At 64.0% G+C, this 21,235-nt stretch carries 21 protein-coding genes; 11 read left to right on the top strand and 10 right to left on the bottom strand.

All coding sequences use genetic code 11. The annotated features are described in order from the left end of the window. The first annotated feature begins 66 nt into the window (after positions 1-66). From DEM26_RS06600 to DEM26_RS06580, 5 genes are all read left to right on the top strand, one after another. The gene (locus DEM26_RS06600) at positions 67-1,284 is read left to right on the top strand and encodes an ABC transporter substrate-binding protein (protein ID WP_075774922.1); all 1,218 of its coding nucleotides are present in this window, start codon (positions 67-69) and stop codon (positions 1,282-1,284) included. Positions 1,285-1,356: 72 nt separating this feature from the next. Continuing rightward, a complete protein-coding gene (locus tag DEM26_RS06595) occupies positions 1,357-2,130 on the top strand; it encodes an ABC transporter ATP-binding protein (protein WP_075774921.1) in 774 nt (257 codons plus the stop codon). Positions 2,131-2,141: 11 nt separating this feature from the next. Then, positions 2,142-2,849: an ABC transporter ATP-binding protein gene (locus DEM26_RS06590; protein WP_199224642.1), complete on the top strand. Its 708-nt coding sequence runs from the start codon at positions 2,142-2,144 to the stop codon at positions 2,847-2,849. 54 nt (positions 2,850-2,903) lie between these two features. After that, positions 2,904-3,809: a branched-chain amino acid ABC transporter permease gene (locus tag DEM26_RS06585; protein ID WP_075774919.1), complete on the top strand. Its 906-nt coding sequence runs from the start codon at positions 2,904-2,906 to the stop codon at positions 3,807-3,809. Between the two features lie 94 nt (positions 3,810-3,903). Beyond that, complete coding sequence (locus DEM26_RS06580) at positions 3,904-4,824, top strand: branched-chain amino acid ABC transporter permease (RefSeq protein ID WP_088719361.1); 921 nt, start codon at positions 3,904-3,906, stop codon at positions 4,822-4,824. A gap of 146 nt (positions 4,825-4,970) precedes the next feature. Here the strand turns inward: DEM26_RS06580 and DEM26_RS06575 are convergent, their stop codons facing one another. Further along, positions 4,971-5,153 carry a hypothetical protein gene (locus DEM26_RS06575; RefSeq protein ID WP_078550189.1) on the bottom strand — a complete coding sequence of 61 codons (183 nt, stop codon included), beginning with the start codon at positions 5,151-5,153 and terminating at the stop codon, positions 4,971-4,973. Continuing rightward, positions 5,150-5,698, bottom strand: a complete 549-nt coding sequence (gene hpt / locus DEM26_RS06570; protein ID WP_088722830.1) for a hypoxanthine phosphoribosyltransferase — start codon at positions 5,696-5,698, stop codon at positions 5,150-5,152. The genes DEM26_RS06575 and hpt overlap by 4 nt, the downstream gene beginning before the upstream one ends. A gap of 84 nt (positions 5,699-5,782) precedes the next feature. Here hpt and DEM26_RS06565 point away from each other — a divergent pair, with 84 nt between their 5' ends. Then, a complete protein-coding gene (locus DEM26_RS06565; RefSeq protein ID WP_088718543.1) occupies positions 5,783-6,241 on the top strand; it encodes a type II toxin-antitoxin system RatA family toxin in 459 nt (152 codons plus the stop codon). Positions 6,242-6,322: 81 nt separating this feature from the next. Here the strand turns inward: DEM26_RS06565 and DEM26_RS06560 are convergent, their stop codons facing one another. The 4 genes from DEM26_RS06560 to DEM26_RS06545 all read right to left on the bottom strand — a co-directional run bounded on the left by DEM26_RS06560 (position 6,323) and on the right by DEM26_RS06545 (position 9,793). After that, positions 6,323-7,501: an ammonium transporter gene (locus DEM26_RS06560; RefSeq protein ID WP_075775123.1), complete on the bottom strand. Its 1,179-nt coding sequence runs from the start codon at positions 7,499-7,501 to the stop codon at positions 6,323-6,325. Positions 7,502-7,681: 180 nt separating this feature from the next. Beyond that, a complete protein-coding gene (locus tag DEM26_RS06555) occupies positions 7,682-8,155 on the bottom strand; it encodes a CinA family protein (protein ID WP_109171984.1) in 474 nt (157 codons plus the stop codon). Next, positions 8,152-8,661, bottom strand: coding sequence for a phosphatidylglycerophosphatase A family protein (locus tag DEM26_RS06550; protein WP_109171983.1), 510 nt, complete (start codon positions 8,659-8,661; stop codon positions 8,152-8,154). The genes DEM26_RS06555 and DEM26_RS06550 overlap by 4 nt, the downstream gene beginning before the upstream one ends. Positions 8,662-8,665: 4 nt before the next feature. Beyond that, the gene (locus DEM26_RS06545; RefSeq protein WP_109171982.1) at positions 8,666-9,793 is read right to left on the bottom strand and encodes a bifunctional 2-C-methyl-D-erythritol 4-phosphate cytidylyltransferase/2-C-methyl-D-erythritol 2,4-cyclodiphosphate synthase; all 1,128 of its coding nucleotides are present in this window, start codon (positions 9,791-9,793) and stop codon (positions 8,666-8,668) included. A gap of 277 nt (positions 9,794-10,070) precedes the next feature. Between DEM26_RS06545 and dusB the strand changes: the two genes are divergently transcribed. The 5 genes from dusB (at position 10,071) to ntrX (ending at position 17,181) form a co-directional block, all read left to right on the top strand. Beyond that, positions 10,071-10,991 (top strand): tRNA dihydrouridine synthase DusB, encoded by a 921-nt coding sequence (gene dusB / locus DEM26_RS06540; RefSeq protein WP_088719363.1) that lies wholly within the window; start codon positions 10,071-10,073, stop codon positions 10,989-10,991. Next, complete coding sequence (locus DEM26_RS06535; protein ID WP_109171981.1) at positions 10,988-12,055, top strand: two-component system sensor histidine kinase NtrB; 1,068 nt, start codon at positions 10,988-10,990, stop codon at positions 12,053-12,055. The genes dusB and DEM26_RS06535 overlap by 4 nt, the downstream gene beginning before the upstream one ends. 3 nt (positions 12,056-12,058) lie before the next feature. Next, a complete protein-coding gene (locus DEM26_RS06530; protein ID WP_075774911.1) occupies positions 12,059-13,429 on the top strand; it encodes a response regulator in 1,371 nt (456 codons plus the stop codon). A gap of 72 nt (positions 13,430-13,501) precedes the next feature. Next, complete coding sequence (locus DEM26_RS06525; RefSeq protein ID WP_088719364.1) at positions 13,502-15,784, top strand: sensor histidine kinase NtrY-like; 2,283 nt, start codon at positions 13,502-13,504, stop codon at positions 15,782-15,784. Next, positions 15,781-17,181, top strand: coding sequence for a nitrogen assimilation response regulator NtrX (gene ntrX / locus DEM26_RS06520; RefSeq protein WP_075774910.1), 1,401 nt, complete (start codon positions 15,781-15,783; stop codon positions 17,179-17,181). The genes DEM26_RS06525 and ntrX overlap by 4 nt, the downstream gene beginning before the upstream one ends. A gap of 104 nt (positions 17,182-17,285) precedes the next feature. On the opposite strand, the gene DEM26_RS06515 is transcribed toward ntrX, so the two are convergent. From DEM26_RS06515 to DEM26_RS06500, 4 genes are read right to left on the bottom strand one after another with little or no spacing between them, the layout of a single operon-like run. After that, on the bottom strand, positions 17,286-18,614 hold the full coding sequence (locus DEM26_RS06515; RefSeq protein ID WP_088722827.1) for a branched-chain amino acid ABC transporter permease: 1,329 nt from the start codon (positions 18,612-18,614) through the stop codon (positions 17,286-17,288). Then, the gene (locus DEM26_RS06510; protein ID WP_075774908.1) at positions 18,611-19,618 is read right to left on the bottom strand and encodes a branched-chain amino acid ABC transporter permease; all 1,008 of its coding nucleotides are present in this window, start codon (positions 19,616-19,618) and stop codon (positions 18,611-18,613) included. Before DEM26_RS06510 ends, DEM26_RS06515 begins: the two co-directional genes overlap by 4 nt. A gap of 3 nt (positions 19,619-19,621) precedes the next feature. After that, positions 19,622-20,326 (bottom strand): ABC transporter ATP-binding protein, encoded by a 705-nt coding sequence (locus tag DEM26_RS06505; protein WP_075774907.1) that lies wholly within the window; start codon positions 20,324-20,326, stop codon positions 19,622-19,624. Beyond that, entirely contained in the window at positions 20,323-21,183 is an 861-nt protein-coding gene (locus tag DEM26_RS06500; protein WP_088724355.1) for an ABC transporter ATP-binding protein, read from the bottom strand. The genes DEM26_RS06505 and DEM26_RS06500 overlap by 4 nt, the downstream gene beginning before the upstream one ends. Between the last annotated feature and the right edge of the window lie 52 nt (positions 21,184-21,235).

Raw genomic sequence — 21,235 nt, 5'->3', positions numbered from 1 at the left:
GTCGGCGTGTTCTCATGGCGCGATGCGCAAGAGAGCCAAATCTATCAACCAATGGGAGGAATGTTGATGAAATCAGCTATTTACGCAGGTGTAAGTGCCGCGGCGCTTAGCATTGCCGCAGGCGGCGCGATGGCGCAGGACGCGATTTCGAACGGCTCGGTGAAGATCGGTGTGCTCGGCGATATGTCCGGCGTCTACTCGACCGGTTTCTCGGGTAAGGGCGCGGTCGACGCGGTGAAAATGGCCGTACGCGACTTCGGCGGCGAAGTTCTCGGCAAGCCGATCGAAGTGATCTCGGCTGACCACCAGAACAAGGCGGATGTCGGTTCGGCCACCGCACGCGAGTGGATCGACCAAGAGCATGTCGACATGATCGCCGACCTGACCAACTCGGCCGTGGCGCTTGCCGTGCAGCAACTCGCTTCCGAGAAGAAGACCATCACCTTCGCAACCGGCGCTGCCACCGCGGCGCTGACCGGCGAGAACTGCTCGAAATATGGCATCCACTACGGCTACGACACCCACGCACTGCCGGTCGGCACCGCGACGGCGGTCGTGAAGAACGGCGGCGACAGCTGGTACTTCATCACCGCTGACTACGCCTTCGGCCATGCGCTGCAGGACAACACCTCGGAAGTCGTGAAGAACCTCGGCGGTTCGGTCGTGGGCAGCTCGGACGTGCCGCTGGCATCGACCGACTTCTCCTCGTACCTGCTGCAGGCGCAAAGCTCGGGCGCGAAAGTGATCGGTCTGGCCAATGCCGGTCAGGACACCGTGAACTCGATCAAGCAGGCGCATGAATTCGGCATCGTCGCCGGTGGCCAGCAGCTCGCTGGTATGCTGGTGCTGATCTCGGACGTGAAGTCGCTCGGCACCGACGTCGCCAAGGGCCTCCAGTTCACCACCGGTTGGTACTGGAACATGGACGACGAGAGCCGCAAGTGGAAGGAAGAGTACGAGAAGTTCTCGGGCGGCGAAGCGCCGACCTTCGTCCACGCTGCGGACTACTCGCTGACCATGGCCTATCTCGAGGCGATCAAGGCGGCTGGCACCGACGATTCCGACAAGGTGCGTGAGCAGCTCGGCAAGATGAAGATCGACGACTTCTTCGCCAAGGGCGGCACCATCCGTCCCGACGGCCTGCTGGAGCACGACATGTATCTGCTGAAGGTCAAGGAAGGCGGCGAAGATCCGTGGGACGTGGCCGACGTGGCGCGCACCATTCCGGGCAAAGAGGCCTATGCCTCGCTCGAAGCGGGCGGCTGCAAGCTGGTCAACAAGTGATCTGAACAAATCCTTGGCGCAGGGCGGCATCGCGACCGCCCTGCGCCTGCGTATCAGTCCGAAAGCGAGACCATGAGCGACGATATCATTCTCGAGGCCAAGAACCTGACCAAGAGTTTCGGCGGCTTCGTGGCCGTCAATGACGTGAACCTGCGCATCAAGCGCGGCGCCATTCACGCGATCATCGGCCCGAACGGCGCGGGCAAGACCACGATGTTCAACCTGCTGACGAAATTCATCACGCCCACGTCGGGCAAGATCCTCTTCAACGACCGCGATATCACCAATCGCAAACCCGCCGAGATCGCCAATATGGGCATCGTTCGGTCGTTCCAGATTTCCGCGGTCTTTCCGCACCTGACGGCGCTGGAAAACGTGCGCCTCGCGCTGCAACGCTCGCTGGGCGTGAGCTATCAGTTTTGGCGCTCCAAATCGGTGCTGCACGACCTCGACGCGAAAGCCGTCGCCGCACTCGATCAGGTGGGGCTGAAGGACTTCGCCCATCTCAAAGCGGTGGAGCTGCCCTACGGCCGCAAACGCGCGCTCGAGATCGCGACGACGCTGGGGCTGGAGCCCGAGCTGATGCTGCTCGACGAGCCGACCCAGGGCATGGGCACCGAGGACGTGGGCGCCGTGACCGAGCTGATCGGTCGTGTCCGCGAGGGGCGTACCATCGTGATGGTGGAGCATAACCTCGGCGTCGTGGCCGAACTGGCCGACACGATCACCGTGCTGGCGCGCGGCGAAGTGCTGGCCGAAGGGCCCTATTCCGAAGTGTCGAAGAACCCGCAAGTCATGGAGGCCTACATGGGCGTCTCCGCCGACGAGCAGGAGGAGGTCGCATGAGCACCGCAACCATGACCAAACCGATGCTCAAGATCGAGAATCTGCACGCATGGTATGGCGAGAGCCACGTCCTGCACGGGATCAATCTCGAACTGGGCGAGGGGCAGCTGATCACCCTTCTGGGCCGCAACGGCGCGGGCCGTTCGACCACGCTGCGTTCGATCATGGGTATGGTCGATCGCCGCGAAGGCTCGATCAAGATCAATGGCGAGGAGTTTCTGACGAAGCCCACGCACAAGATCTCGCCCGATGCACGGATCGGCTATTGCCCCGAAGAGCGCGGCATCTTCGCCTCGCTCAATGTCGAGGAAAACCTGATGCTGCCGCCGAGCGTGGGCGAGGGCGGCATGTCGGTGGAGGAACTCTTCGAGATGTTCCCGAACCTCGCCAATGTCCGCAAGCGGATGGGCACGCGGCTTTCGGGCGGCGAACAGCAGATGCTGGCCATCGCGCGTATCCTGCGCACCGGTTCGCGGCTGCTGCTGCTCGATGAGATCACCGAAGGGCTTGCGCCCGTGATCGTGAAAACGCTGGGTCGCGTGATCCGCGATCTGAAATCGCGCGGCTACACGATCGTTCTGGTGGAGCAGAACTTCCGCTTCGCAGCCCCGCTCGCCGACCGCCATTACGTCATCGAACATGGCGAGGTGATCGACGTGATCGAAGCCGATCAGGTCGAAGCCTCGATGGACCGGCTGAACCATTACCTGAGCGTGTAACGAGAAACCGGGCCGGGCTCAGGCGCCCGAGACCCGACAGGGAGGACAACCCCGATGGATCCGATGATCCGACTTATTCTTGCCCAGGGGATGCTGGGCCTAAACAACGGCGTGTTCTACGCGATGCTGAGCCTCGGGCTCGCGGTGATCTTCGGCCTCTTGAACGTGGTCAATTTCGCGCATGGCGCGCTCTACATGCTGGGCGCGTTCCTCGCGCTGATCCTGTATTCCTATGTCGGTCAGTGGATCGGCATGGCGGACCTGCATATCGGCTTCTGGCCGGCGCTGATCCTCGCGCCGCTCCTGGTGGCCTGCTTCGGGATGCTGATTGAGCGCTTTCTGCTGCGCAGGCTCTACAAGCTCGACCCGATCTACTCGCTGCTGCTGACCTTCGGGATCACGCTGGTGCTGCAGGGCCTGTTCATCAATTACTTCAACGCCTCCGGCACGCCCTATCCGGGGATGCCCGAGAGCATGAAGGGCGTGACCAATCTCGGCTTCATGATGTTCCCGAAATACCGCCTCTTCGTGATTATCTTCTCGATCGTGGTCTGCTTCGTGACCTGGTACGTGATCGAGCGGACCCGGATCGGCGCACGGCTGCGCGCGGGCACCGAGAACCCCGAACTGGTGAAAGCCTTCGGGATCAACGTGCCGCTGATGGTGATGCTGACTTTCGGCTTCGGCACCGGCCTCGCGGGGCTCGCAGGCGTGCTGGCCGCGCCGATCTACTCGGTCAGCCCGCTGATGGGCGCGAACCTGATCATCGTGATCTTCGCGGTCGTCGTGATCGGCGGCATGGGCTCGATTGCGGGGGCGGTGATCACCGGCTTCTCTCTGGGGCTGATCGAGGGCGTGACCAAGGTCTTCTACGCGCCCGCCGCGAACACGGTGATCTTCCTGCTGATGGTGATCGTACTTCTGGTGCGCCCGTCGGGCCTCTTCGGACGTCAAGGGTGAGGGTGAAGACATGAGCAATACGACAAGCACGACGAGCGAAATCGGCGAATTCGAACAGGAAGACGTCAGCCCCCAGACCCACAAGCGCGGCCGCATGGTGCAGGCTGTGTTCTGGGTGGTGTTGCTGGGCTTCCTCGCGATCGCACCCTTCTTCCTCTACCCGGTCTTCGTGATGCAGCTGCTGTGCTTCGCGCTGTTCGCGGCCGCCTTCAACCTGCTGATCGGCTTCACCGGCCTCTTGAGCTTCGGCCATGCCGCCTTCTTCGGCGGTGCGGCCTATGTCGCGGGCCATGTGCTGAAGGTCTGGGGCTTCCCGCCGATCCTGGGCATCATCGCTGGCACGCTCGCAGCGGCTGCGATGGGCTGGGTCGTGGGCTCGCTCGCCATTCGCCGGCAGGGCATCTACTTCGCGATGATCACGCTCGCGCTCGCGCAGATCGTGTATTTCTTCGCGCTGCAAATGCCCTTCACCGGCGGCGAGGACGGCCTGCAAGGCATCCCGCGCGGCAACCTGCTGGGGATTTTCAATCTCAGCGATCCGATCACGATGTACTATTTCGTGGCCGTGATCTTCTTGGTCGGCTTCCTCGCGATCTACCGCATCGTGCATTCGCCCTTCGGGCAGGTGCTGCAGGCGATCCGCGAGAACGAGCCGCGCGCGCTGTCGCTGGGCTACAACGTCGACCGGTTCAAGCTGCTGGCCTTCGTGCTGTCTGCGGGTCTGGCAGGGCTTGCGGGCTCGACCAAGGCGCTGGTGTTCCAGTTTGCCTCGCTGACCGACGCGCATTGGCAGATGTCGGGCGAGGTGATCCTGATGACGCTTCTGGGCGGCATGGGCACGATCTTCGGCCCGGTCGTGGGCGCGTTCATCGTGGTCACGCTGCAGCACTTCCTGTCGGGCATCGGCTCGTGGGTGCAGGTGGTGATCGGCGCGACCTTCATCGCCTGCGTGCTGCTGTTCCGCCGCGGCATCGTCGGCGAGATCGCGCGTCTGCTGCGCATTTCGTCGCTGTAAAACTGGCGTGGCGGGGGCGCTGCCCCCGCGCGTCACGGCCCGTCGCTTGCGCGTCGGGCGTTCGGCGGGGCGTTCTTCCACTGGAAGGCCGCCTTTCCCGCCTCACCCCCCGGGATATTTCACAAGCCCGAAGAGGGACCGCGGCCTCAGGGTCTGGGAGCGCGCAAGGCGCGCGGGTTCACCGTCGCCCAGTCCGGCCAATATCCAAGCTTTTCAATGACAACGATCGCGATCACGGCGAGCGCCACGACCGCCACGATCTTCACCTGCGTCATCGAAGGAGGGCGCCGTGCCCACCGCGCCATGCGCAGCAGCCACGTGTAATTCACGAAGCTTCCCCGGTGAAGCGCACCTTGCCGATATAGGGCAGGTTGCGGTTCCGCTGCGCGAAGTCGATCCCGTAGCCCACGACGAATTCATCGGGGATCTCGAACCCGGTCCAGGTGGCGCGCACATCGACCTCGCGCCGCGACGGCTTGTCGAGCAGCGCGCAGGATTCGATCCGCCCCGGTTCGCGCGCCCGCAGCATTCCCATCACGTGGTGCAGAGTGAAGCCAGTGTCGACGATATCCTCGACCACCAGCACGTCGCGGCCTTCGATGCCCGCGCGCAGATCTTTCAGGATGCGGACCTCGCGCGAACTGGTCATCGCGTCGCCGTAGCTCGAAGCCTCGAGGAAGTCGACTTCGACGGGCAGGTCGATCTCGCGCACCAGATCGGCGATGAACACGAAGGAACCGCGCAGCAGCCCCACCACGACCAGCTTGTCGGTGCCCTTGAAGGTCCGGGTGATCTCGGCCGCCAATTCCTCGACTCGGGCCGCGATCTGCTTGGCCGAAATCATCTGGTCGATCACATAGGGGCGCTGCGTCATGATGTCGGGCCTCGAAACGGGTTGTAGGGCTTGAACTCGGGCTTAGCTTTAGCGCATCAAGAGGCGCAAGAAAACGGGAGAGACATGCCTAAGCATCACGAGAACAGGGTCATGCCCTATAGCGCGCAGCAGATCTACGATCTTGTGGCCGATGTGGAGAGCTATCCGAAATTCCTGCCGTGGAATTCCGCCGCCCGCGTGCGCTCGCGCGAGGAGCGTCCGGACGGCTCGATCCTGATGCTGGCCGATCTGGTGATCTCGTTCAAAGTGTTCCGCGAGAAGTTCGGCTCGCGCGTGGTGCTTCATCCCGAGGAGCATCATATCGAGACCGAATATATCGACGGTCCGTTCAAATACATGCACAGCCACTGGCGGATGACCGATCGCGAGGACGGCTCCTGCGAGGTGGATTTCCACGTCGATTTCGAGTTCAAGAACGCGATCCTGCAGGGCGTGATCGGGGTCGTCTTCAACGAGGCGATGCAGCGGATCGTGCGTGCCTTCGAGAAGCGCGCAGAGGAGTTGTACGGGCCGAAGGGCTGAGCGCCGCGCCGTTCGTTCCGCGCCACGAAAAAGGCCGCCTCTCGGGGCGGCCTTTTTGCGTTCCCGTTCAAAGCCCCGCGATCAGGAATTCATGTCGTAGGCGCGTTCGCCATGGGTGGAAAGGTCCAGCCCGTTGGTCTCGTGCTCCTCGCTCACGCGCAGCGGGAAGACGAGCCGCACCAGCATCGCCAGCGCCCAGCTGCCTGCGACGGTGAAGACGCCCACCACCGCCAGCGCGCCAAGCTGGGCAACAAAGCTGCCATGGCCGAAGACCGCGATCATGATCGTGCCGAAGATGCCGCCCACGCCATGGACCGCGAAGACGTCGAGACTGTCATCGACATGAAGCCTCTCGCGGATCAGCACGACGAATTCCTGACAGATGATCCCGGCGGCGAAGCCGATCACCAGCGCCTCGATCGGACCCACGAAGCCCGAGGCCGGGGTGATCGAGGCGAGCCCCGCGATCGTGCCGGTCACGAGGCCCACCATCGAGGCGCGACCGAACTTGATGCGCTCCCACAGCGCCCAGCTGAGCGAGGCGGCGGCGGCGGAGATATGAGTGACGGTGATCGCCATGCCGGCAACGCCATCGGCCGCCAGCTCCGAGCCGCCGTTGAAGCCGAACCAGCCGACCCACAGGAGCCCTGCGCCCATCGCGACCATGCCGGGATTGTGCGGCGGGGTGGTGCGCTTGGCGCGCGGCCCGATCATCAGCGCCAGCACGAGGGCTGCAAGACCCGCGGTTTCATGCACCACGATGCCGCCCGCGAAATCCCGGGTGCCGACCGCGCCCCAGATGCCGCCATCCGACATCATGCCGCCCCCCCAGATCCAATGCGTGACCGGGGCGTAGATCAGCAGCATCCAGAGCCCGGTGAAGGCCATCACGAAGGCATAGTTGATGCGCTCCACGAAGGCGCCGACGATCAGGGCGGGCGTGATGATCGCGAAGGTCATCTGGAAAGCGAAGAAGACGATCTCGGGGATCGAGCCCGACAGCGTGTCGGGCGTCACGCCCAGCAGCGCAAATTTGCCCAGACCGCCCCAGTAGCCATTGGCGTCCCCGAAGGCGATCGAATAGCCGAACAGCAGCCACAGCACGCTCATCAGCGCGGCGATCGAGAAACACTGCATGAAGATCGACAGCACGTTGCGCGCCCGCACCAGCCCGCCGTAGAACAGCGCCAGCCCCGGCAGCGTCATCAGCAAGACCAGCGCCGTCGCCACCATGATCCACGCGGTATCGGCCGCGTTCATCCCCGCTTCCATTTGCTCACATCCTCCTCGGAAATCCCTCTGGAGGGGCAGGGGCCATAAGCGCCGCGCGCAATAAAGGGACAATTTCCGCGCAGGCCGCTCAAATGCGCGTCACTTTGGAAACTGCGCGCAAATTGGGCAGATTTTTCCCGGTATGCGCGATTGATGGGCGGAAGTGAGTCAGCTTTTGGCGGCTCGCAGCAGCAGGCTCAGCGCATGATCGCGGGCCGCCTCGCGCACGGTGTCGCGGCCGAGCGCGCCGAATTCGACTGTCTCGACCTGCGTTTCGGCGCCGTTTCGGGCGAGGCCGAAGCAGACGCGGCCCTCGGGTTTGAACTCCGACCCGCCGGGGCCTGCGATCCCGGTGATCGCGACCGCGAGCTGGGCGTGGGAGTGGCGCAGCGCGCCCTCGGCCATCTCGCGCGCGACCTCCTCGGAGACCGCGCCATGGGCGTCGAGGCTTTCCGCGCTGACGCCCAGCATCTCGCGTTTGGCGTCATTGGTGTAGGTGACGAAGCCGCGCTCCACCACCGCCGACGATCCCGGAATATCGGTAAGGGCTGCGGCGACCATGCCGCCGGTGCAGCTCTCGGCGGTGGCGACCATAAGACCGCGCGCCTTGCAGGCGTCGAGAACGTCGGAGGCGCGGCTCATCCCATCATGCCCAGAAAGACGATGTGATAGAGCCCTGCGAGGATGATCGACACGATCCCGGCAAAGACCCCCGCCCAGATATCGTCCAGCATCACGCCCGTCGCGTCATGGCGGCGATCGGCGCGGCCCACGAGCCACGGCTTCCAGATGTCGAACAGCCGGAACAGCAGGAAGGCCGCGACCGGGCCCGGCCAGACCATATGCAGATCGACGCCGGTGGAGAGGCCGCGCTGCCAGAAGCCAAAGGCCGGGAACAGGAGCGCCACCCATTGGCCCGCCACCTCGTCGATGACGATCTCGGAGGGGTCGTCGCTGCTGTCGCCCAGTTGCGCGCGCACCGACCAGAAGCCGAGTGCGGTGACCGCGACCGTGGCGATCACCAGCGGGAAAAAGCCGAGCCAATGCTCGATCGCCCAACCGACCAGCACCGCCACCAGCGAGCCCCAGGTGCCCGGCGCGGGTTTCAGCAAGCCGACAAATCCGACCGTGTTGATGGCGCGCAGCATGGCGTTACTCCTTGATCAGCGTGGCAGTGGCGATGGCGGCGATGCCTTCCTCGCGCCCGGTGAAGCCCAGACGTTCGGAGGTGGTGGCCTTGACCGAGATCCGGCCCGGCTCGATCCCGATGATGCGCGCCAGAACCTGTGCCATTTCAGTGGCATGCGGGCCGATCTTGGGACGCTCGCAGATCAGCGTGACATCGGCATTGCCCAGACGGAAGCCTCGTGCTTCGGCCAGTTTCACCGCGTGGTCGAGGAAAATCTCGGACGCCGCGCCCTTCCATTGCGGGTCCGATGGCGGGAAATGCCGCCCGATATCGCCCTCGGCCAGCGCACCATAAATCGCATCGGTCAGCGCGTGCATGCCGACATCGGCATCGGAATGGCCCTTGAGCTTCTTGTCATGCGGCACCGCGACCCCGCAGAGCGTCACGTGATCGCCCGGCTCGAACGCGTGCACGTCGTAACCATGACCCAAACGGATATCCATCTTGTCTCCCAACAGTCTCTCGGCCCGGGCGAAATCCTCCGGGTAGGTGATCTTCAGATTGTCCTCCGAGCCGCGCGTGATCGCAACCGATAGACCCGCCGCGCGGGCCACTTCCACGTCATCGGCGGACCCGCCGGGATGGGCGCGGTGCGCGCTGAGGATCGCGTCGAAATCGAAGCCCTGCGGGGTCTGCGCGCGGTAGAGCCCGTTGCGGTCCTGCGTGCCGGTGACCTGACCGTTCTCGCCGGTCCAGAGTGCATCCGACACGGGCAGGGCGGGAGCTGCCGCCTGTGTGCTGTCCAGCGCCTCGAGCACGCCGTTGATCACTGCGCGGCTCACCAGCGGGCGCGCGCCGTCATGGATCAGCACCTTCTCGACGCCCGAGCCTTCCAGCATCTCAAGCGCATTGCGCACCGAGGCGTCGCGGCTGGCACCGCCCGCACACAGCGCGACCTTGCCCTGAAACAGCGCGACGCCGCGCGCCATGTCCTCGGGATGCAGCACCACGACGATGCGTCCGATGCCTTCGAAAGCGGCGACGGTATGGGCCAGCACCGGCTGCCCCGCGAGGCTCTGCCATTGCTTCGGGGTTTCTCCGCCGGCGCGGGTGCCGCGCCCGGCGGCGACGATGATGATGGCGTTGCTCATGGCGCCTCCCTGATCGCCCAAGGGCTTAGGCGAAGACGCGACTTTGCGCAATCGGTGCCGCTGGACGCGAGACGCTGCGGGATGTGACAACTGGCCACGGACCGGTGATTAAAAAATAGGCGGATGCTGATTTTCCCACCTAAAAAAGGCTGGACGCAATTGTGATTCTTTGGTCAAACGCCTAATTCGAAGGAAGACGCGTAACAGGACAGTCTCCGTGCCGCAGAATTTGGTTCTCGACGATATCACATTGACCCCTCCGGTTTTCCTCGCGCCGATGGCGGGGATCACCGACCTTCCGTTCCGGCGGATGGTGGCGCGCTTCGGCGCGGGTCTCGTCGTGTCCGAGATGGTGGCCTCGGGTGAGATGCTGACGGCGAAGCCCTCCGTGCGCGCGAAGGCGCGGGTCGAGATGGGGCTGGAGCTGCCGACCTCGGTGCAATTGGCGGGCCGTGAGCCCGAGCCGATGGCCGAAGCCGCGAAAATGGTCGCCGGCATGGGGGCGCGGATCATCGACATCAATATGGGCTGCCCGGCCAAGAAGGTGACGGGCGGGGCCTCGGGCTCGGCGCTGATGCGCGATCCAGATCACGCGCTGCGTCTGATCGAGGCGACGGTGGGCGCGGTCGATCTGCCGGTGACACTGAAGATGCGGCTGGGCTGGTGTGACGATACGCATAACGCGGCCGAGATCGCGCGCCGGGCAGAGGCTGCGGGCGTGAAGATGATCGTCGTGCATGGGCGCACTCGGATGCAGTTCTACAAAGGCAACGCCGACTGGGAGGCGATTGCCGAGACGGTCGAGGCGGTCTCGATCCCGGTGATCGCCAATGGCGACGTGGTCGATGCGAGTTCCGCACGCGCAGCGCTTGCACAATCGGGCGCGGCGGGTGTGATGGTCGGGCGTGGGGCGCAGGGCGCACCATGGCGCTTGGCTGAAATCGGTCATGAAATCTTCGGATCGCCGAAGCCGCAGGTTCCGTACGGAAACGCTCTTTGCGATTATATTTCAGAACATTACGAGGCGATCTTGAGCTTCTACGGCCGTGATCTCGGGTTGCGTCTCGCGCGCAAGCATCTGGGCTGGTATTGCGAGGCGGCGAACGCGCCGCTGCGCGCCGAGATGATGGTCAGCGAAACGCCGGAGGCGACCTTGGCGCTAATCGAGCGCGCTTTCGGCGAAAGGTGCGCCGCATGAACCTTCCGGCCCCCGGCATAATCTGGACTTCGCTGCCGACCCCGGCTTTGCTGATCGACGGCGATGATCTTGTCGACGAGGTGAACCCGGCCGCCGAGCTGTTCCTTAACCTTTCTGCCAAGGCGCTGCGGGGTAAGGCGATCGGTGAAAGGCTCGCGATTTCGGCGCCTTTGGAGGAAATCTTCTACCGGGTTCGGAAGAACCGCGCCTCTCTCTTCGTTAACGATGTCGAGCTGACGACGGGCGAGAAAGCCCCAGTGCAATGCAACCTTCAGGCTGCGCCGGTGGGCGAAGACCCCGACCGGGTGTTGCTGCTGATCGAGCCGCGCGAGCTGGCTGACCGGCTGGGCCGCGCGAGTCTCGTGAAATCGGCGGCGCGCTCGGCCATCGGTATGGCGGAGATGTTGGCCCATGAGATCAAGAACCCGCTCGCCGGGATCGCCGGGGCGGCCCAGCTTCTGGGCATGAACTTGTCCGGAGAAGACCTTGAATTAACGGACCTGATCGTCGACGAGACGCGCCGGATCGTGAAGCTACTCGAGCAGGTCGAACAGTTCGGCAATGTCCGTGCGCCCGAGAAGAAGCCGGTCAATATCCATGACGTGCTCGACCGCGCACGCAAATCCGCAGGTGTGGGTTTCGGCGCGCATATGGCGATTACGGAAGATTACGATCCCTCGCTGCCGCCGACGCTGGGCGATGCGGATCAGTTGACTCAAGTCTTCCTGAACCTGTTGAAAAACGCCGCAGAAGCCTCTGAAGGAGCTGGGAATATCAAGATCCGTACCTTCTACGAACACAGCCTGCGTCTGCGTCGCGCCGATGGATCGGGGCAGCCCTTGCCGCTGCAGATCGAGATCATCGACGACGGCCCCGGTATTCCGCCGGAAATCTCCAACGAGATCTTCGAGCCCTTCGTCTCGGGTCGCGAGAACGGGACCGGGCTCGGTCTCGCCCTTGTCTCGAAGATCATCAATGATCACGACGGCTGGGTCACGCTCGACTCGGTCCCGGGCAAGACCCGGTTTCGCATTTCACTTCCCGTTGCGCCGAAGGAGGCCTGATCCATGGACGGCACCGTACTTGTCGCGGATGACGATCGCACAATCCGCACCGTTCTGACCCAGGCGCTGACCCGTGCGGGCTGCAAGGTTCACGCCACGGCCTCGCTCGTGACGCTGATGCGGTGGGTCGAAGAGGGCAAGGGTGATCTGGTGATTTCCGACGTCATGATGCCCGACGGGAACGGGCTGGAGGCGTTGCCGAAGATATCCGAGGAGCGTCCCGGCCTGCCGGTCATCGTGATCTCGGCGCAGAACACGATAATGACCGCGATTCAGGCGGCCGAGGCCGAGGCTTACGACTATCTGCCCAAACCGTTCGATCTGCCCGACCTGATGAAGCGCGCGCAAAAGGCGCTGGAGCAGAAGCGCCGCAGTCCGACCGCGCCGCGCGAGATCGACGGACGCGCCGATGCGGGCGATCTTCCGCTGGTCGGGCGCACGCCTGCGATGCAAGAGCTTTACCGGCTCGTTGCGCGGGTGATGAATGCCGATCTCGCGGTGCTGATCGCGGGTGAGAGCGGCACCGGCAAGTCCCTCATCGCGAAGGCTATTCACGACTTTTCCGACCGCCGCACGCTTCCCTTCGTGGTGGCGCAGGCAGGCGATCTGCAGGGCGCGGACGGCCCCGCGGCACTGGTGGCGAAGGCCAAAGGTGGCTCGCTCGTTTTCGACGAGGTCGGCGATTACGACGACGAGACGCAGGCGCGGATCGTGCGTATGCTCGACGCGCTGCCCGATCCCGCACCGCGTATCATGGCGACGACACAGATCGACCTCGCGGGGCTGATGGAGGCGGGCAAGTTCCGTCAGGACCTGTTCTATCGCCTCGGCGGCGTGACGCTGAACGTGCCGTCCTTGCGCGAGCGGGTCGAGGATATCCCGCTTCTGGCCGAGCATTTCCTTGCCCGCGCCGAGCGTGACGGGCTGGGGCTGCGCCGTTTCACGCCCGAGGCGCTGCAACTCGTGCGCGCCTATTCTTGGCCCGGCAACGTGCGCCAGCTGGAGAACACGATCCGCCGGCTTGCCGTGACCTCGCCCGAAGAGGAAATCACCCGGGCCGAGGCGGAATTCGTGCTGGGCAACCAGCCCGCGATCGAGCCGCTACGTCAGGGCGGCGAGGGCGAGAAGTTGTCCTCCTCCATCGCACGCCACCTGCGGCGCTATTTCGACCTTCACGGCGGCACGCTGCCACCGCCGGGCCTCTATGACCGGATTTTGAAGGAAATGGAGGCGCCGCTGATCGAAATCGCCTTGGATGCAACCGGCGGCAATCAAGCCAGATGTGCCGATTTGCTCGGCATCAACCGCAATACGTTGCGGAAAAAGATCACTGATCTGGATATTCAGGTGACACGGCGCCGCAAACTGATGTAAACCCGCAACAGGGGCCTGTGGCTTTTCCGTCTAACGGATTCGCGAGCTTCAGCCCGGAATGAGGGGGCATTGGTGCAGGGCAGCACGGCATATCGCTCAGGCTGGGACCGTTTGGCGCGCTTTCGCCGCCAGAAGCGGGTCCGCAACCTGTTCACCTTCGGCCTGGTGGTGCTTGGCCCGGCGCTCGCGATTGCGACCTTTATCGTCCTCGGCCCCCTGGGACAGGGGGCGGACAGCACCGCGCTGCGCCTGATCCTGCTCGCCGATTTCGTCTATTTTCTGCTGCTCGCCGGTCTGATTTTGATGCGGCTGGTGCAGATCATCGCAGCCCGGCGCGCCCATTCCGCCGGCTCGCGGCTCACCCTGCGCCTGACGGGCGTTTTCGCGGGCATTGCGCTGGTGCCGACGATCCTCGTCGCAGTCTTCGCGTTCCTTACCGTGAATATCGGCCTCGAGGGGTGGTTTTCCGACCGCGTGCGCTCGGTCGTCGGCACCTCGCTTCAGGCCGCCGAGGCCTATCAGTCCGAGCACAAGCGCGATCTGGTGCAGGACAGCCGGGCGCTCGCGAATTTCCTCGACCTGCGGCGGCAGGCGTCGACCTTCATGTCGGATGGCGAGCTGCGCGAATTGCTCATTACCGGGCAGGCGGGCATCCAGCGCGGCGTGAAAGAGGCCTATGTGATCGACGGTACGGGGCGCATCATCGCGCGCGGCGATCGCTCTTATCTCTTTGATTACGAAGAACCTTCTCCGCGTGACATCGTCGAGGCGCAGAAGGGCGAGACGGTGCTGATCGAGGATTGGCCGAACTCGGAACTGCGCGCGCTGATCCGGCTCGACGCTTTCGTGGATCGGTATCTGTATATCTCGCGCAAGGTGGATGGGCAGATTCTCGCGCTGCTGGACAAGACGCGCGAGACGGTGACGCTCTATCAGCAATTGGAGAGCGCCCGCGGTCGCGTCATCTTCGAATTCGGGCTGGTCTATTTCGGCTTCGCGCTGATCCTGATCCTCGCCGCGCTCTGGATGGGGCTGTGGTTCGCGGAGCGCCTGTCTCGGCCGATCGGGCGGCTCGCCGCCGCGGCGGAGCGGGTCGGCGCGGGTGATTTGGACGCGCGGGTGATCGAGGCCGAGGGCGACGACGAGATCGCGACGCTTGGCGAGGCGTTCAACCGCATGACCGGGCAACTGAAGGGCCAGCGCATGGCCCTGATGGAGAACCACCGCGAGACGGAAGAACGCCGTCGCCTGTTCGATTCCGTGCTGTCCTCGGTGACTTCGGGGGTGATCGGACTCGATGCCGACGGGCGGATCGATTTCATGAACCGGGCAGCTATGCAGTTGCTGGCGCTCAATAGCGTGAGCGATCATTCCCGCGACCTTGCAACCGCCGTTCCAGAGTTTCTGTCGATTTACAACAAGTTGCAGGACGGTCTTAATGAAGTTGCGCAGGAGGAAATCCGGATTTCGCGCGGCGGGCGGCTGGAGAGCCTGCTGGTGCGCATGGCCGTTCGACGCAACGATCTGGGCACGCCCGAAGGCTATGTGGTCGCGTTCGAGGATGTGACCGATCTGGTCTCTGCGCAGCGGATGGCGGCCTGGGGCGACGTGGCGCGGCGCATCGCACATGAGATCAAGAACCCGCTCACGCCGATCCAGCTCTCGGCCGAACGGATCAAGCGTAAGTTCGGCAAGATGACCGAGGGCGAAGACCTAGAAACGCTCAATCAGCTTACCGGCGTTATTGTGCGCCAGACCAATGACTTGCGGCGCATCGTGGACGAGTTCTCGCGCTTTGCCCGGATGCCCGAGCCCGACCGTGCCGATCACGATCTTGCGCAGCTCGTGCGCGATGCGGCGACCTTGCAGCAAGACAGCCTGCATGGCGCGAAACTGGTGACGGATGTCCCGACCGAGCCGGTGATCGTCGAACTGGACGCGACGATGATTTCGCAAGCGGTGACTAACCTCGTGAAGAACGCGGGCGAAGCGATTGAATCCTATACGGAAAAAGGGAACGTGGAGGAAGGCTACGCGCCCGAGGTACGCCTCGATATGGAAGTCGCCTCTGATCACGTGACGATCCATATCGCGGATAACGGGATCGGCCTGCCGCCGGACCGTTCGCGCCTGTTCGAGCCTTACGTGACGACGCGCGAGAAAGGCACCGGGCTGGGTCTTCCCATCGTCAAGAAGATCATCGAGGAACATGGTGGAACGTTGACGCTGAGCGACGCGCCCGCCTTCGTAGAGGGCGCCCATCGCGGGGCGCTCGCCGAAATCAGGCTCCCACGCGCCCGAGCAGCGCTCAGAGCCATCAAGGAGAGGGGCGAAGCCCCCGGGGAAGTGACATGAGCGACATTCTGATCGTCGACGACGAGAAAGACATCCGCGAGCTGATCGCCGACATCCTGCGCGACGAAGGCTTCAAGACACGCCTCGCGGCGAATTCCAACGAGTGCATGGACGAGATCAACGCGCAGGAACCGGCGCTGATGATCCTCGATATCTGGCTGAAGGACAGCAAGATGGACGGGATCGACATCCTCAAGACGGTCAAGCGCGACAATCCGGACGTGCCGGTGATCATCATCTCGGGCCACGGCAATATCGAGATCGCTGTGGCGGCTATCAAGCAGGGCGCTTACGACTTCATCGAGAAGCCGTTCAACATCGACCAGCTGATGGTGGTGATCTCCCGCGCGATGGAGACGGCGCGGCTGCGGCGCGAGAACTCGACGCTCAAGCGCCGCGACATGTCCTCGGGCGAGATGATCGGCGACTCGGCGGCGTTCCGGCGGCTGAAGGATCAGCTCGACAAGGTGACCAAGTCCAACGGCCGGGTGATGCTGACGGGCGAGCCGGGCTCGGGCAAGGAGATGGCCGCGCGCTACATCCACCAGTTCTCGACCCGTGCGGCGGGGCCCTTCGTCACGGTCAATTCCGCCTCGATCGAGCCCGACCGGATGGAAGAGGTCCTCTTCGGGCGCGAGACGCCCGAGCGCGGCGTCGAGAAGGGCTTGCTGGAGCAGGCCCATGGCGGCGTGATCTATTTCGACGAGGTGGCGGAGATGCCGCTCGGCACGCAGTCGAAGATCCTGCGCGTCTTGACCGAGCAGCAATTTCTGCGTGTGGGCGGGGCCGACAAGGTCCGCGTCGACCTGCGGGTTATCTCGTCGACGACCCGCGATCTGACGGCACAGATCCGCGAGGGGCATTTCCGGCAGGAGCTCTACGACCGGCTCAACGTGGTGCCCATCGAGGTGCCGCCGCTCTCCGAGCGCCGCGAGGACGTGCCGCTTCTGGCCGACCATTTCCTGCGCGGCTTCAACGAGACCCAAGGCCTGCCGCTGCGAGAAATCTCGGAAGAGGCGGCGGCGCTGATGCAGACGATGGAGTGGCCCGGCAACGTCCGCCAGCTGCGCAACGTGATCGAGCGGGTGCTGATCCTCGGGGAAGGCACGGGCGTGATCGAGGCGCGCGAATTGCCCGGCCAGGAAGGCCCGGCGGATGAGGGGCGCATCGTTCTGGGCGGCGCGCTTGCAACGCTTCCACTGCGCGAGGCGCGCGAGCTGTTCGAGCGCGAATATCTGCTCACCCAGATCAACCGTTTCGGGGGCAACATCTCGCGCACCGCGAATTTCGTCGGCATGGAGCGCTCGGCGCTGCACCGCAAGCTCAAATCGCTCGGCGTCGTCACCACGAACAAGGCCGGCGCCCGCGTCGCCCAGTTTGACGGCGGCGAGGAGTAACCCAAAAAAACGCGCGCTCCTTGCGGGGCGCGCGTCTTGTCTTCGGCTTGGAAGAAATATCCCGGGGAGAGCCCGGAACGGGCGAGGGGCAGAGCCCCCCTTTTTTATTTCTCCGGCAAGAGCCCGCGCGGGCTGAAGCGCAGCACCATCAGCAGGATGATACCCATCACCAGCATCCGCATATGCGGGGCCGATTGGATCAGGTGATCCTTGAACCCGCCGTCGGGGAAGGGAGCCGCCAGCGCGCCCATGATATCCGGGCCCCAGTCGCCAGCCTTGACCCAGACATACCAGATTAGCACGCCACCGAGGATCGAACCCCAGTTGTTCCCCGAGCCGCCCACGATCACCATCACGAGGATCAGGAAGGTGTAGCGCAGCGGGTTGTAGGAGGTCGGCGTCATCTGCCCGTCGAGCGAGATCATCATCGCGCCCGCAAGCCCGATCACCGCCGAGCCCAGCACGAAGATCTGCAGATGGCGGCGCGTGACGTTCTTGCCCATTGCCGCCGCCGAGATCTCGTTGTCGCGGATCGCGCGCATCATCCGGCCCCAGGGCGATTTCAGCGACATCTCGGTCAGCCAGATCAGCGCTAGGATGACGATCACGAACAGCACGAGGAAGGCCAGCTTCACCACGATGGTCGAGCCAAGCTGCGGATCGAGGCCCCAGCTCTGCATTTGCGCGACGAAGTCGGGCGAGTTCTGCAGGTCGATCTCGTAGGGCACCGGCCAGGGGCGCGGGATGCCATTGACGTTCAGCACGCCGCGGTCGAGCCACTGTTCGTTCTTCAGGATCGCAACGATGATCTCCGCGATGCCCAGCGTGGCGATCGCGAGGTAATCCGAGCGCAGGCCGAGGGCGGTCTTGCCGACCAGCCAAGCCGCGCCTGCGGCGAGAACCGCGCCCACGGGCCAGGAGATCAGCGTCGGAAGGCCAAGTCCGCCGAGGTTGCCCTGCGCCGAGGGGTTGATCGCCTCGATCACTTCGACCGCCGGATCGAAGAGCCAGCGATAGGTGAAGAAGCCGACGATCAGCACGGCCGTCACGGCGAGGCCGCGCGTCTTTCCGCGCAGATTGCGCCAGATCCAGACCGCCGCCAGCACGGCGACGATGGCCACGAAGAAGGCCGCCATGATGCCCGGACCGCCGCCCGAGAAAGCGCCGGGAGTGGGCGGCATGGAGATCAGCACCGGGGCGAGGCCGCCAAGCGCGAGGAAGCCCATCGCGCCCGCGTTGAACAGGCCCGCATAGCCCCATTGCATGTTCACGCCGAGCGCCATGATTGCCGACAGCAGTCCCATGTTGAGAATGCCGAGCGCCGAGTTCCAGCCCGAGGTGAAACCTTCGAGCAGGATGAGCGCGGCCATGATGGCGAAGAAGAGGGGCGCACGGAGACGGCTGGTCTCACCAGCCTGACGATTGCTGCTCATACGATTTTCCCCTTGAAGAGGCCGGTCGGCTTGAAGATCAGGACAAGGATCAGGATCGTGAAGCTGACTGCGTATTTGTAGTCGGTGGAGAGAAGCTGAACGAGCCCGTCCGGCTCCCAGTTCGGGATCAGATAGGTCGCCACCTTCTTCCAAGCGTAGGTGAGGCCCACCTCCGAGAAGGAGATCACGAAGCCGCCCGCGATCGCGCCCACCGGGTTGCCGATGCCGCCGACGATGGCCGAGGCGAAGATCGGTAGCAGAAGCTGGAAATAGGTGAAGGCTTTGAACGACTTGTCGAGCCCGTAGAGCGTGCCTGCGATGGTCGCGAGCGCGCCGGTGATGATCCAGGTCACGGCCACGACCTTGTTCGGGTCGATGCCCGACAGCAGCGCCAGATCCTCGTTATCGGAAAACGCGCGCATGGATTTGCCGGTGCGCGTCTTGCCGAGGAACCAGAACAGCGCGGCCACGGTGATGATCGCGGTGACGACGGTGATCACCTGCGTCGAGCGCAGCGTCAGCGGCTCGGAGAGGCCCGTCATGTCGCGCCATTGCCGGGCGTTGATGACGAAGCGGGTGCCGTCGTCGAAATTGATCTGGTCGACGCCGATCAGGAAGCGCGTGAGCGCGTTCATCACGAACATCACGCCGACCGAGACCATGACCATGACCACGGGCGCAGCCCTGACTTTTCGGTAATACTGGTAAACGACCTTGTCGGTCCCGAGCATCAGCGCCGAGGTGATGACGATGCCGAAGGGCAATGCGAGCAGGGCGGTCGGCAGAGGCCCGAAGCTGATCCCCATCGCCTGGAAACCCCAGGTGATCAGGATCACGACCCCGGTGCCGAAGGCCATCGTATCGCCATGCGCGAAGTTGGAAAATCGCAGGATCGAGTAGATCAGCGTGACCCCGAGCGCGCCGAGCGCAAGCTGCGCGCCATAGGCGGTGGCGGGGATGATGACGTAATTGGTAACCGCGACGAGCGCGTTGATGAGTTCCATTGCTCAGCCCCCCAGGAAGGTGCGGCGGACTTCCGGGTCGGCCAGAAGGGCCTCGCCAGTGTCGGTGTACTTGTTCGCGCCCTGCACGAGCACATAGCCTTTATCCGCGATCTCAAGCGCTTGGCGGGCGTTCTGTTCGACCATCAGGATCGAGATGCCGGTGCGCGCGACCTCGATGATGCGGTCGAACAGCTCGTCCATCACGATGGGCGAGACGCCTGCGGTCGGCTCGTCGAGCATCAGGAGCTTCGGCTGGGTCATCAGCGCGCGGCCCACGGCCACCTGCTGACGCTGCCCGCCTGACAGTTCGCCCGCATTCTGGCGACGCTTTTCCTTCAGGATCGGGAACAGGTCGAAGACCTGATCCATCGTGCCCCGAAAATCGTCGTCGCGGATGAAGGCGCCCATCTCGAGGTTTTCCTCGACCGTCATGGTCGGGAAGACGTTGTTCACCTGCGGCACGAAGCCCATGCCTTTCTTGACACGGTCCTGCGGCGAGAGGCCGGTGATGTCCTGCCCGTCGAGCGTGACCTTGCCTTCGCGCAGGCCGAGCATCCCGAAGACCGCCTTCATCGCGGTGGATTTGCCTGCGCCGTTCGGGCCGACGATCACCGCGATCTCGCCTTTTTCGACGGTCAGGGTGCAGTCGTGCAGGATGTCGGCCTTGCCGTAGCCGCCGGTCATGTGTGAGGCGTCGAGGTAGCTCATTTGTCGCCTCCATGGCCTGCTTCGTCGCCCAGACCGGGCTGCGCGCCGTGGTCTTCATGCGCGGCGGTCTCGGCGGTTTCCTCGGCCTTGACCTTGTTCTTCAGGCCGGTCCCCAGATAGGCCTCGATGACGGCCTCGTTTTCCATGATGTGATCGGCGGACCCTTGGGCCAGCACCTTGCCCTCGGCCATCACGATGACCGGGTCGCAGAGGCGGCCGATGAAATCCATGTCATGTTCGATCACGCAGAAGGTGTAGCCGCGCTCCTTGTTCAGTCGCACGATGGCGTCGCCGATCGTGTTCAGAAGCGTCCGGTTCACGCCCGCGCCGACCTCGTCGAGGAAGACGATCTTGGCTTCGACCATCATCGTGCGGCCCAGTTCCAGAAGCTTCTTCTGACCACCCGAGAGGTTCCCTGCCTTCTCATCCTTGAGATGCGAAATCGTCAGGAAATCAAGCACTTCATCGGCTTTCTTCAGAAGCGCCGCTTCTTCCTCGCGGATGTGTTTTCGCCCGAACCACGTGTTCCAGAGCGTCTCGCCGGCTTGCCCGGTGGGCACCATCATCAGGTTCTCGCGCACGGTGAGCGAAGGAAACTCATGCGCGATCTGGAAGGTGCGCAGCAGCCCCTTGTGGAACAGCTCGTGCGGGGCAAGCCCGGTGATGTCCTCGCCATCCATCGTTACACGGCCCGCGGTGGGTTCGTGCACGCCTGCGATGACGTTGAAGAGCGTGGATTTGCCGGCGCCGTTCGGTCCGATCAGCCCGGTGATAGAGCCGGTTTCAATCTCGAGGCTCGCGCCATCGACCGCCCGGAATCCGCCGAAGGATTTGACTAGGTTTTCAACCCGGATCATAGGGTCCCCTGAGTTGTAGGCATGTTAGCTTCACGCCGCATCTTTTTGTTTT

It is taken from the genome of Thioclava sp. NG1 (genome assembly GCF_003122275.1).
Taxonomy (GTDB): Bacteria; Pseudomonadota; Alphaproteobacteria; order Rhodobacterales; family Rhodobacteraceae; genus Thioclava; species Thioclava nitratireducens.
This window is presented reverse-complemented; position numbering and strand designations above follow the sequence as displayed.